The sequence below is a fragment of the Aestuariivirga sp. genome (genome assembly GCF_020252395.1).
In the GTDB taxonomy this organism is placed as follows: Bacteria; Pseudomonadota; Alphaproteobacteria; order Rhizobiales; family Aestuariivirgaceae; genus Aestuariivirga.
Window position 1 is genome coordinate 14,735 of the sequence record NZ_JADCDB010000038.1, and the last position, 11,690, is coordinate 26,424.

General features: G+C 64.0%; 9 protein-coding genes and 3 pseudogenes. 8 read left to right on the forward strand and 4 right to left on the reverse strand.

Translation table 11 applies throughout. The features are described 5' to 3' along the window. The first annotated feature begins 7 nt into the window (after nt 1-7). The 6 genes and pseudogenes from pufM to IOC82_RS15915 all read left to right on the forward strand — a co-directional run bounded on the left by pufM (nt 8) and on the right by IOC82_RS15915 (nt 4,733). Nucleotides 8-976, forward strand: a complete 969-nt coding sequence (gene pufM, locus IOC82_RS15890) for a photosynthetic reaction center subunit M (protein WP_290547253.1) — start codon at nt 8-10, stop codon at nt 974-976. Between the two features lie 13 nt (nt 977-989). After that, nucleotides 990-2,048 carry a photosynthetic reaction center cytochrome PufC gene (gene pufC, locus IOC82_RS15895; protein WP_290547182.1) on the forward strand — a complete coding sequence of 353 codons (1,059 nt, stop codon included), beginning with the start codon at nt 990-992 and terminating at the stop codon, nt 2,046-2,048. Between the two features lie 96 nt (nt 2,049-2,144). After that, on the forward strand, nt 2,145-2,300 hold the full coding sequence (pufB, locus tag IOC82_RS15900) for a light-harvesting antenna LH1, beta subunit (RefSeq protein WP_290547183.1): 156 nt from the start codon (nt 2,145-2,147) through the stop codon (nt 2,298-2,300). A gap of 12 nt (nt 2,301-2,312) precedes the next feature. Continuing rightward, nucleotides 2,313-2,498: pseudogene (locus IOC82_RS15905) on the forward strand (light-harvesting protein); the annotation flags it as partial. Nucleotides 2,499-2,707: 209 nt separating this feature from the next. Further along, complete coding sequence (locus IOC82_RS15910) at nt 2,708-4,111, forward strand: PucC family protein (RefSeq protein ID WP_290547184.1); 1,404 nt, start codon at nt 2,708-2,710, stop codon at nt 4,109-4,111. 46 nt (nt 4,112-4,157) lie between these two features. Continuing rightward, the gene (locus IOC82_RS15915; RefSeq protein WP_290547185.1) at nt 4,158-4,733 is read left to right on the forward strand and encodes a hypothetical protein; all 576 of its coding nucleotides are present in this window, start codon (nt 4,158-4,160) and stop codon (nt 4,731-4,733) included. Between the two features lie 166 nt (nt 4,734-4,899). Here the strand turns inward: IOC82_RS15915 and IOC82_RS17205 are convergent, their stop codons facing one another. Next, the gene (locus tag IOC82_RS17205) at nt 4,900-5,322 is read right to left on the reverse strand and encodes a transposase family protein (protein ID WP_366935692.1); all 423 of its coding nucleotides are present in this window, start codon (nt 5,320-5,322) and stop codon (nt 4,900-4,902) included. Continuing rightward, nucleotides 5,205-5,498, reverse strand: a pseudogene (locus IOC82_RS15920) (ATP-binding protein); the annotation flags it as partial. The gene IOC82_RS17205 and the pseudogene IOC82_RS15920, both read right to left, overlap by 118 nt. Between IOC82_RS15920 and ppnK the strand changes: the two are divergent. Both ppnK and IOC82_RS15930 read left to right on the forward strand, forming a co-directional pair. Beyond that, nucleotides 5,483-5,704: pseudogene (ppnK, locus tag IOC82_RS15925) on the forward strand (NAD(+) kinase); the annotation flags it as partial. The pseudogenes IOC82_RS15920 and ppnK overlap by 16 nt on opposite strands. Before the next feature lie 550 nt (nt 5,705-6,254). After that, nucleotides 6,255-7,394: a tail fiber domain-containing protein gene (locus IOC82_RS15930; RefSeq protein WP_290547186.1), complete on the forward strand. Its 1,140-nt coding sequence runs from the start codon at nt 6,255-6,257 to the stop codon at nt 7,392-7,394. 78 nt (nt 7,395-7,472) lie between these two features. Here the strand turns inward: IOC82_RS15930 and dnaE are convergent, their stop codons facing one another. Continuing rightward, the gene (gene dnaE / locus IOC82_RS15935; RefSeq protein WP_290547187.1) at nt 7,473-10,907 is read right to left on the reverse strand and encodes a DNA polymerase III subunit alpha; all 3,435 of its coding nucleotides are present in this window, start codon (nt 10,905-10,907) and stop codon (nt 7,473-7,475) included. A gap of 105 nt (nt 10,908-11,012) precedes the next feature. Continuing rightward, nucleotides 11,013-11,687, reverse strand: a complete 675-nt coding sequence (locus tag IOC82_RS15940) for an ABC transporter ATP-binding protein (RefSeq protein WP_290547188.1) — start codon at nt 11,685-11,687, stop codon at nt 11,013-11,015. Nucleotides 11,688-11,690 lie beyond the last annotated feature (3 nt).

Below are 11,690 nucleotides of genomic sequence, written 5' to 3' on the forward strand. Positions count from 1 at the left end.
TATCATGATGATCGAATATCAGAATATATTCACCCGCGTTCAGGTTCACGGACCAGACGATCTGGGCGTGCCCTTGAAGCCCGGCAGCTGGCCGCGCGAAAAGGGCATCACCACCAACTGGCTTTTGGGCGTCATCGGCGACGCGCAGCTCGGCCCCATTTATCTGGGCGGCCTCGGCATCATGTCGCTGCTCTGCGGCTTCATCGCCATCGAGATCATCGGCCTCAACATGCTGGCCTCGGTGAACTGGAACCCGATCCAGTTCGTGCGCCAGCTGTTCTGGCTGGGCCTCGAGCCGCCGCCGGCGAAATATGGCCTGGGCCTGGCGCCTTTGCGCGAAGGCGGCTGGTGGCAGATGGCGGGCTTCTTCCTCACCGCGTCCATCCTGCTGTGGTGGCTCAGAACCTACCGGCGCGCCCGCGCGCTCGGCATGGGCACGCATATCGCCTGGGCCTTCGCCGCGGCGATCTGGCTCTACCTGGTGCTGGGCTTCATCCGCCCGCTGCTGATGGGCAATTTCTCGGAAGCCGTGCCCTTCGGCATCTTCCCGCACCTCGACTGGACGGCGGCCTTCTCGATCCGCTACGGCAACCTTTTCTACAACCCCTTCCACATGCTCTCGATCGCCTTCCTCTATGGTTCGGCCCTGCTCTTCGCCATGCATGGCGCGACCATCCTCTCTGTGTCGCGCCTGGGCGGCGAGCGCGAGATCGAGCAGATCATCGACCGCGGCACGGCGTCCGAGCGCGCGGCCCTGTTCTGGCGCTGGACCATGGGCTTCAACGCCACCATGGAGTCGATCCACCGCTGGGCCTGGTGGTTCGCGGTGCTCTGCCCGCTTGTCGGCGGCATCGGCATTCTCTTGACCGGCACGGTCGTCGACAACTGGTATCTCTGGGCGGTGAAGCATCATGTGGCGCCCATGTATCCCTTCGACCTGACGGCCCCCATCGCCGACCCGGCGGCGGCGCAATAGGAGCGAGCGGATCATGAAACTCTCGGCAACCACCCTCACCGCCTCGCTGCTCGTCAGCGTCATCGGCATCCTGCTCGTCATTCCCATGATGCTGCAGTGGGAGCGCCCGCCGATGGAGTCGGCCCAATGGGGCTTCCGCGGCACAGGCATGGAGCACACCGTCAACCCGCGACTCGCGGCCAAGGTCAAGGCGGCGAACCCCCTGCCCACGCCCGACGACCCCGTTCCCAACGACGGCGTGCTCGTCAAGGACGATAAGGAAAACTACAAGAACGTGCAGGTGCTGGGCGATCTCGACACCGCGCAGTTCAACCGGCTGATGGGCGCCATCACGCTGTGGGTGGCCCCGCAGGAGGGCGACAACGCCGGCTGCGCCTATTGCCATAACGTCGAGAACATGGCCTCGGACGAGGTCTACACCAAGGTCGTGGCGCGGCGCATGCTGCAGATGACCAGGACCATCAACTCAACCTACAAGACCCACGTCGCCGGGACGGGCGTGACCTGTTACACCTGCCACCGCGGGCAACCGGTGCCGGCCAATATCTGGTACACCAACCCCGGCCCCAGGCAGGCGGGCGGCATGGCGGCCAGCCGCGACGGCCAGAACCTCGCCGGCCAGCCGGTCCCGGCCTTCGCGTCGCTGCCCTATGACCCGTTCACGCCGCTCATCAGCAAGCCGGGCGAGGCGATCCGCGTCCAGGCCACCACGGCGCTGCCGGGCAACACAGGCTCCGACTTCAAGAAGACCGAGACGACCTATGCGCTGATGATGCACATGTCGACCGCGCTCGGCGTCAACTGCACCTTCTGCCACAACTCGCGCGCCTTTTCGAACTGGGAGCAGAGCCGGCCGCAGCGCGTCACCGCCTGGCACGGCATCCAGATGGTGCGCGATATCAACGCCAACTACATCTCTTCGCTCTCCGGCGTCTTCCCCGCCAACCGCAAGGGTCCGATGGGCGACGTCTACAAGACCAACTGCGCCACCTGCCACAACGGCGTGAACAAACCGCTCTATGGCTTCTCGATGGCCAAGAGCTACCCCGAACTCTCGGTTCCCAATCCATGAGGACCGCGAGGAAACCACGTCCCGCCACCGAAGAGGCGGCGGGGCACCTGCGTGCAGGTCCAGCACGAACTCAACCTCAGTCTGGAGGATAGCAGAATGTCGGACGATCCGAACAGGGTGTGGCCCACCGGCCTCACCATCAAGGAATCAGAAGAGCTGCATAAGCACGTCATCGATGGCTCGCGGGTGTTCTTTGTGATCGCCCTCTTCGCTCATCTCTTGGCGTATATCTACTCGCCGTGGTTCGGCTAGGAGGGACATGACATGAACCAAGGTAGAATCTGGTGCGTCGTCAACCCGACTGTCGGCCTTCCGCTGTTCATCGGCGGCGTGGCGGTGACGTCTCTCGTGGTCCATGCGTCAGTGATGACGCACACCACCTGGGTGTCGGACTTCTGGCAGGGCGGCAAGGCCAAGATGGCGGCCGCCGACACCACCATCGCTCCGGTGGCGTCGAATGTCACCAAGACAGGTGACGGCTACGTCATCACCGTCAAAGTGACGCCCGATGACAGCATCGGCGGCTCGAAACTGGCCGCGAAGTAACATGACGCGGCCGTTCGTGACCGAACGGCAACGACAGCGCGGGAGGTGCGTTCGCCCCATGGGCCGGCTCTCCTCCCGCACGACCATCTTCATCACCTGAGCGTCAATACGCCATGAACCGCATCAGCCAGAGCATGATGAGAGCCTGGACCGGGCTCGGCGCCAAATATCTGCCCTTCGCGGATGCGGCAACCGAGGACGTGCCACTGTCGCGCCTGCTGCGCCTCTCGCTCTTCCAGGTCAGCGCCGGCATGACGCTGGTGCTGCTGGTCGGCACGCTGAACCGTGTGATGATCGTCGAACTCGGCGTTCCCGCCTCGCTCGTCGCCGTGATGCTTGCCATGCCGCTGGTCTTCGCCCCGTTCCGGGCGCTCATCGGTTTCAAGTCGGATACTCACAAGTCGGAACTCGGCTGGAAGCGCGTGCCTTATTTCTACAAGGGCGCCTTGGTGCAGTTCGGCGGCCTTGCCATCATGCCCTTCGCGCTGCTGGTGCTGGCGCGGCAGGGACATGCCGCCAGCATTCCGCCGATAATCGGCCAGATCGCCGCGGCGCTGGCCTTCCTGCTGGTGGGCGCAGGCCTCAACACCACGCAAACCGTGGGCCTGGCGCTGGCCACCGACCTCACGCCGCCCGAGAAGCAGCCCAATGTGGTGGGCCTCATGTATGTGGCGCTGCTGGCGGGCTCGATCGTCAGTGCGCTGATCTTCGGAGCGCTCCTCTACAATTTCTCGCCCGGCCGCCTCGTGCAGGTGATCCAGGGCGCCGGTGTCGCCACGCTGCTGCTCAACGGCATCGCCGTTTGGAAGCAAGAGGCGCGCGGTCCGGCCAAGCGGCGCCACGGCGCTGCCCCGGACCCGACCTTCGAGGAAAGCTGGACGAGTTTCATGGCTGGCGACAGGGCGCTGGCCCGCCTCATCGCGGTGGGCGTGGGAACGCTGGCCTTCTCCATGCAGGACGTGATGCTGGAGCCCTATGGCGGCCAGGTGCTGGGCCTTGCCGTGTCGCGCACCACGCTGTTGACGGCGGCCATGGCGGCGGGCGGCCTCATCGGCTTCAGCCTCGCATCTTATGTGCTGAGCCGCGGCTTCGATGCCTTCCGCATGGCCTCGCTCGGCGCCATGGCCGGTGTTCCCGCCTTCCTGATGATCATTCTTGCTGCACCGCTCTTGTCGCCCCTGCTCTTCGGGCTGGGCACCTTCCTCATTGGCTTCGGCGCTGGCCTTTTCGGCCATGGCACGCTCACCGCCACCATGAACAGCGCGCCCAAGGAGCAGCGCGGCCTTGCGCTGGGCGCTTGGGGCGCAGTGCAGGCGACCGCCGCCGGCATCGGCGTGGCGCTGGGCGGCGTCATCCGCGATGCGCTCTCTTCGCTTGACGGCGGCGCAGTGCTGACGCCTTATCTCTCGGTCTATATTCTGGAGGTGATCCTGCTGATCGCCGCCATCGTTACCATCACGGCCCTGATCAAGAGCCCCGCCGGACCTGCCCCTTCTCCCACCGCCCCTATCCGATGATCCGCACCGCCAACCCGAACCGACACCGCACTGACAAGGAGCCGAAATGAGCAATGAAATCACCCGGATGTTCGCAGACGCCGCCACCGCCGCCAAGGCCGTCGAGGAGCTGCGCGAAGAAGGCTATGACGACATCCACGTCGTCAATCCCTCGACGCCGGACGTGCCGCTTTCGGCCATAGCGGCACAAATCGCGCTCGGCCGCGTCCATCTGCCGGATGCCAGGATCTATGCCAAGGGTGTCGCCGCTGGCCGTGCGCTGGTGACGGTCTATGCCCCCTTCGGCGCCGGCAAGCTGGCGGAAACGATCCTCGACTCGCATTCTCCGGTGAACTCCGGCATCGTCCACACCGATCCGCCCCCGATGTGGGACGAAGCGGCCCCGCTCTCCAGCACCCTCGGCATGGCCACCATCATCAATGACCCGGACCCGATATCGAAGATTTTCGGCATCCCCGCGGTCACCTCGGGTAATTGCAGCTTCTCCGGCATGATCGGCATGCAGCTGCTGACCAATGGCGAACTTGGCGACAGGGGCCGTGTCGGCCTGCCCTATCTCTCAAGCAATCCGGCGCCGCTCTCCTCCGCACTGGGCCTGCCGCTGCTCACCAGGCGGCAGTAGGCAGCGCGCGCTCCCCAACTCCGTCATCCCGGCAAGTGTAGTGTCCCGGATGGTTGGCTTGATCGTCCGGGTGTGGTGTTGGTGCTGTCTTGGTATCGGGAGCGCCTCTCTTGTTGATCGAGCGTCAACCGAATGCCACCACCACCTCGATGGCCGGGGACAACAATCAGGCGAGCACCGCGTCGACCGCCGAACTGGCGAGGGCCTGCGGATCAAGCAAACGCGAGGGCCTGGAGAAGGTGTCGTGGCTGGGTGCCCGCCGACAGGGCACGCGCTGGTTCAGGACCGGCCTGCGCATTGCCGCGAAGTGCGCCATGTCAACCGCAGTCTCAAGCCCGCACAGGCTCCCCGCGACCATCAGCACGATCAGATCGCCCAGGCGATAGGTGCAGTGACCCGCACGCGGGTCCTCAATCCCAGAAAAACCGTTTAGCGCAGCGGATCGCCGGAGGGCGCCCTGGGGATGTCTTGTCAGGCCCGGTTCTTGAGCCGCCAGCCGTCGTCGCCGGTTTCGGTGATGTCGCAGTGATGGGTGAGCCGGTCGAGCAGCGCGGTGGTCATCTTGGCGTCGCCGAAGACCGTCGGCCACTCCCCGAAGGCAAGGTTCGTCGTGACGATGATGGAGGTCTGTTCCTAGAGCTTGCTGACCAGGTGGAACAGCAGTTGGCCGCCGGACTGGGCGAAGGGGAGATAGCCGAGTTCGTCGAGTATGGGGAAGTCGAGGCGCATCAGATGCTCGGCAAGGCGGCCGGCGCGGCTGGCGCGGCGCCAGCCTGCCGCATCAGGCCAAGGTGACCATCACGATTCTGGAAGGCGACAAGCGGCCGGTGGCGGCGGTCGCCAATCATGTCGAGGTCCGCCACGTCCGCGAGGTGGAGATCGCCCAGGACCAGAGCAAGGCGGTGCGCATTCTGTTCGACCCCGGCCACAGCCTGGCCGAGCGCGTGCTGCGGGAGCAGTTCCGGTTCTGAAACGCGTGCCATTTGTTGCGTTTCGGATGCCAAGATGTTGCTGCCGGATGACAAGAAATGACGCCACCTTGCGGCACGAGCAGAACGGCGTCAGCGCGGGCTGACGGCGGCGACTGTCCAGCCGGCCGGACGCGCTGGGCGGGGCCACGGCCAAGCCCTCCCCCTTCTCCTGACGGCCGGGCCTGCCCGTGGGGTCTTTCCGCTCCGCTCTCATCAACCCCGGACTTGATCCGGGGGTCTTCTTGTTTTTCCGCCGCCAAACGGTCATGGCGAACAGTCGCGTTTCTCTTACCTAACGTGATACCAGTTTGCCAAAAGTTTTGATGAAGTGTGATGGCCATCACAGACCGCGTGGGCTGAGGGCCTTAGGTTTTCTGTTGGATGATTGACTCAAACCACAACCACCTGTGACGTGCGCAACCTCCGCGGGGGCGAGAAAACGATTGCGCATTTCGCATAATTAGACATAGTTATATAATCAAGCTTCTTGCACCACGCGGTGCGTCCCGCCGCGACGCTCAAAGCCAAAAGATGACAAGGGAGAAGATCGATGGCAAAACTCACCCAGCTAACCGTCACCGGCCTTGCCGTCATGGCGATAGTTACAACGCTTTCCACCGGCGCCAGTGCCGGTCCCTGTGAGCCGGGGGTCGGAAGCTCTGGCCCTGGCTCCACGCTGACCTGTATCGGATTGTATACTCTGGAAGCAAACACCACAGGTCAGAGCAACACCGCGATCGGCTTTGCTACGATGATAAAAAACAAGGAGGGCAGAGGTAACACGGGGAGCGGCGCATTCGCACTTTTCAACAATGTTTCGGGCAGTGAGAATACGGCGACTGGCATCTCGGCACTGAATAGGAACCAGACTGGCAGCTTCAACACCGCAAGCGGCAGCGCGGCTCTGTGGGGCAATACTGACGGCAGCAACAACACCGCTAGCGGCTATCAGGCGGGAGGCAAGCAGACCGGCAGTAACAACACCTCTCTTGGCGCAGAAGCCGGCTGGCGCGGCGACTTTTCAGACGATATCCGCCTTACCGGAAGCAACAACATCGCGCTTGGATATCGGGCGGGCTCGCAGTGGGGCAATGGCAGCAACAACATCGTCATCGGCAATGTGGGCAATGCCGCCGATCTGAACACCATCCGCATCGGCACGCCGGGCGTGCAGAGCCGCACTTTCATTGCCGGTGTCCGCAACGTCAAGGTTCTCAAGGGCCAGGCGGTGATGGTGGACGCCAATGGTCAGATCGGCACCACCAAGAGCTCGATCCGCTACAAGGAAGACGTGCACAGCATGGGCGACGCCAGCAGCCCGCTGATGAACCTGCGCCCCGTCACCTTCCGCTATAAGGAAGCGGCCCCCGACGGCAGCAAGCCCATTCAGTATGGCCTGATCGCCGAGGAGGTGGAGAAGGTGATGCCGGACCTGGTGATCTACAACGACCAGGGCACGCCCGAGTCGGTGGCCTATGAGACGCTCCCCAGCCTGCTGCTCAATGAATATCAGAAGCAGGGGCGCAAGCTGGCTGACGCGGAAGCGAAGCTGGCCAATGCCGAAGCCAGGCTGGCCGCCTCAGATGCGCGTTTCGTTGCCATGGAGGCCGAACTGGCCGCGCTCAAGCTGGCCATGAGCCGTCTCGCCGCCGCGCCCTCTGGCGTGAAGCTCGCCACGACTGCGCCCTGAGCGCTTCCCCTTCCACCCCCCGGACTTGATCCGGGGGTCCTCTACGACCTTCACCAGAGAGGGCAGTAGAAATCAATCCTATAAGTCCTGCACGTCCACCACGCCGGAAATGGCCTTGATGCCGCCGCGGATCTGCGGCGTCACGGTGAAGGCGCTGCCGAGAGAGATGTGGACCTCCCGGCCCTGGTCCATCAGCATGACGAGGCGCACCGGCGCGCGGCCGCCGTTGGTGAGGCGGGCGGCGATGGACTCGAGCGGTTTTGAATCGCGCACGAAGATTTCGAGCCCGGCGGCCATCTGGGCTGCGGCCTTGTCCAGCATCTCCACACCCTGCAGCCGCAGCTTCACCTCTTCGCCCTCGACGTCGGCCTCGACACGGGCGATGACCGCCTTGCCGGGTTCGAGCAGATCGCGGCAGGCGGCGAGCGTGTCGGAGAAGCAGATGGCTTCGAACTGGCCCGTCGGATCGGAAAAACCGACGAAGGCGAACTTGTTGCCGGACTTGGAGCGGCGTTCCTGGCGGTGGGTGATGGTGCCGGCGAGTTTTGCGGCGCGCGCGCCCTTGGTGAGGGCTTTTTCGTGGAAGACTTGATAGGTGTCGACTGAGAGCTTCTGCAGCGGCTTCATATAGTCGTCGAGCGGGTGGCCGGAGAGATAGAATCCGACGGCCTCGAACTCCTGGGCGAGCCGCTCCATCGGCAGCCACGCATCGCGGCGCGGCAGCACGAGATCGTCCGGGCTGCTCGCCGCGCCGCCGAAGAGATCGTTCTGCCCCGCCTGCGCCGCACTCGCCGCGCGGTTGGCCATGGAGAGGATGGACTCGACCGCATCCAGCACCGCCGCGCGGTTGGGGTTAAGGCAATCGAAGGCGCCGGCCCTGGCGAGGCTCTCGAGCGCGCGCTTGTTGACGAGGCGGGCATCGATGCGCCCGGCGAAATCGCCCAGTGACGTGAACGGGCCGCCCTCGTCACGCGCCTTCACGATGTGCTCGATGGCGCCGGAGCCCACATTCTTCAAGGCCGCGAGCGAATAGAGGATGGCTCCTTCGATCACGGCGAAGTCCACGCCACTCTCGTTGACGGACGGCGGGATGACCTTGACGCCCATACGCTGCGCCTCACGCCGGAACAGCATCAGCTTGTCGGTGTTGCCCATGTCGAGCGTCATCGAGGCGGCGAGGAACTCGACGGGGTGATTGGCCTTGAGCCAGGCCGTCTGGTAAGTGATGTAGGCGTAGGGCGCGGAATGGGACTTGTTGAAGCCATATTCGGCGAATTTCGCGCAGGCATCGAAGATGCGCTCGGCGGTCTCCGCCTCAACGCCCCGGCTGACGGCGCCAGACTGGAAGCGCTGGCGCTGGGCATCCATTTCAGACTTGATCTTCTTGCCCATGGCGCGGCGCAGAAGATCGGCTTCGGCCAAGGTGTAGCCCGCCAGATCCTTGGCGATCTGCTGCACCTGCTCCTGGTAGGTGATGACGCCGAAGGTTTCCTTCAGAATCGGTTCGGTGAGCGGGTGGATATACTCCACCGTCTCGCGGCCAAGCTTGCGCGCGCAGTAGACCGGAATGTTCGCCATGGGACCAGGACGGTAGAGCGCCACCAGCGCAATGAGGTCCTCGAACCTGTCGGCTTGCATGCTTCTCACCGCGTCCCGCATGCCCGCACTTTCCAGCTGGAACACGCCGACGGTGTCGCCCTGCGCCAGCATGCGGTAGGTGGGCTGATCGACCAGCGGGATTCCCGACATGTCGAAATCCGGCAGGCGCTTGCGGATCAGCGCCCGTGCCTTGTCGATGACCGTCAGCGTCTTGAGGCCGAGAAAATCGAATTTTACGAGGCCCGCCTTCTCGACATATTTCATGTTGAATTGCGTGGCCGGAATGCTTGAGCGCGGGTCGCGGTAAAGCGGCACCAATTCTTCAAGCGGACGGTCTCCGATAACCACCCCTGCCGCATGGGTGGACGCGTTGCGGTAGAGACCTTCAAGTTTCAGCGCGAGATCGAAGAGGGCGCGGACGGTTGCGTCCTTGTCGCGCTCCTCCTGAAGCCGCGGCTCGCTTTCGATGGCCTGCGCCAGGCTGACCGGATTGGCCGGGTTGTTGGGAATGAGCTTCGACAGCCGGTCGACCTGGCCATAGGGCATTTGGAGAACGCGGCCCACATCGCGCGTCACCATGCGCGCCTGCAGCTTGCCGAAGGTAATGATTTGCGCAACCCGGTCCGCGCCGTATTTTTGCTGCACGTAACCGATCACTTCATCGCGCCGGTCCTGGCAGAAGTCGATGTCGAAATCCGGCATCGACACGCGGTCCGGATTGAGAAAACGCTCGAACAGAAGTTTGAAACGCAAGGGATCGAGGTCGGTGATGGTCAGCGAATAGGCCACCAGCGAACCCGCGCCCGAGCCGCGCCCGGGCCCCACGGGTATCTGCTGCGACTTCGCCCATTTGATGAAATCCGCGACGATTAGAAAGTAGCCGGGATATTTCATCCGTATGATGACGTCTAACTCGAAGGCGAGCCTATCCCGGTAATCCTGCTCCGAGAAGCCGGCGGCCGGGCCGGTCACGGCAAGCCGCTTCAACAATCCTTCCAATGCCTGGCGTTTCAGCTCCTCCGCCTCATCGCCCTCGGCAAAGCGCGGCAGGATGGGAGCGCGGGACTTCACCCGATAGGCGCAGCGCATGGCGATCTCGATGGTGTTCTCGACCGCCTCCGGCATGTCAGCGAAGAGGGCCGCCATTTCCTGCTGGCTCTTGAAATAGTGCTCCGGCGTCAGGCGGCGGCGCTCCTCGGTGATCAGCACCTCGCCCTCGGCGATGCAAATCAGCGCATCGTGCGCGGCATAATCCTCGGCCTTGGCGAAATAGGGCTCGTTGGTGGCGACCAATGGGACGCCAAGCCGGTAGGCAAGGTCGATCAGTCCCTGCTCAGTCTGGCGCTCATTGGCGGCGCCGTGGCGCTGCAGCTCGATATAGAGGCGGTCGCCGAACAGGCCCTTGAGGCGCTCGATGTGTTCCGCCGCCAGCGTGCCCTGGCCCGCCAGCACTGCATCATTGACCGGGCCGTCGGGACCGCCGGTGAGGCAGATGAGACCGGAGGCATACTCGCAGAGATAGTCCCAGGCGACATGGTGCTCGGCATTCTCGGGGCTCGAAAGATAGGCCCGGGAGGAGAGCTTCATCAGGTTTTGGTAGCCCTGCTCATCCTTGGCGAGAAAGGCGAGCGAGGGGACACGGCGGAGGCCCCCACCCTGCTTCAGGCCGCCCTCCTTCTGCTCCGCAAGGTCAACCCTGAGCGTGCAGCCGATGATGGGCTGGATGCCCTTGTCCCACATGGCATCCGAGAACTCGAGCGCGCCGAAGAGATTGCCGGTGTCGGTGATGGCCACCGCCGGCATCTTCGCCTCCTTCGCCAGCCCGGCGAGAGCCTTGATCTGGAGCGCACCCTCAGAGAGAGAATACGCCGTATGCATGCGGAGATGCACGAAGATAGGATGGGATTCGGACATGGGGGGAGTATAGGGCAGCTTGCAGGGTGGATGCACGTGGGGAGGTGGAGTGATGAACAGCCAACGTCAACAACCGTCACCCTCACGAAAGCCCTGATGAAGGAACTAGGCGACGATCATCCCCCGCTCCAGCCTTGCAATCCGGCTCATGCCTTGGGCCAGTTCCAGATTGTGGGTGGCGACGAGGGCGCCCAGGCCCTCGTCGCGGATCAGGCGGAGGAGTTCTTCATGGACGCGGGCGGCTGTTTCGGGATCGAGGTTGCCGGTTGGCTCGTCGGCCAGAAGCAGCAGCGGCCGGTTGGCAAGGGCACGGGCGATGGCGACGCGCTGCTGTTCGCCGCCGGAGAGCTCCGAGGGGCGGTGTTCGAGACGCGGTTCGAGGCCCAGGCGGGAGAGGAGCTCCCGGGCCCGGTCCTTCGCCACGGGCTTCGCCGTGCCGGCGATGAGCTGCGGCATCATCACGTTCTCAAGGGCGGAGAATTCGGGCAACAGATGGTGGAACTGGTAGACGAAGCCGATGCCGATGCGGCGGATGCGCGTTCTCGCCTTATCGTCGAGTTTCGAGCAGTTCTGGCCGGCGATGAAGACTTCACCCGCACTGGGCGCTTCCAGAAGGCCCGCAATGTGCAGCAAGGATGACTTGCCAGAACCTGACTGGCCGGCGAGAGCCACGATCTCGCCTGCCCTGACGGTGAGATTCAGGTCCTTGAACACGTTGAGCCGGCCCTTGCCCTCCGGATAGGAGCGGGCGACGTTCTTGAGTACGAGGGCTGGCGTCATCGG

Bases quoted from the DNA above. Each gene is read 5' to 3' on its own strand.
- pufM (WP_290547253.1), top strand. From the start codon at position 8: ATGATCGAATATCAGAATATATTCACCCGCGTTCAGGTTCACGGACCA.
- pufC (WP_290547182.1), top strand. From the start codon at position 990: ATGAAACTCTCGGCAACCACCCTCACCGCCTCGCTGCTCGTCAGCGTC.
- pufB (WP_290547183.1), top strand. From the start codon at position 2,145: ATGTCGGACGATCCGAACAGGGTGTGGCCCACCGGCCTCACCATCAAG.
- IOC82_RS15910 (WP_290547184.1), top strand. From the start codon at position 2,708: ATGAACCGCATCAGCCAGAGCATGATGAGAGCCTGGACCGGGCTCGGC.
- IOC82_RS15915 (WP_290547185.1), top strand. From the start codon at position 4,158: ATGAGCAATGAAATCACCCGGATGTTCGCAGACGCCGCCACCGCCGCC.
- IOC82_RS15930 (WP_290547186.1), top strand. From the start codon at position 6,255: ATGGCAAAACTCACCCAGCTAACCGTCACCGGCCTTGCCGTCATGGCG.
- dnaE (WP_290547187.1), bottom strand. From the start codon at position 10,907: ATGTCCGAATCCCATCCTATCTTCGTGCATCTCCGCATGCATACGGCG.
- IOC82_RS15940 (WP_290547188.1), bottom strand. From the start codon at position 11,687: ATGACGCCAGCCCTCGTACTCAAGAACGTCGCCCGCTCCTATCCGGAG.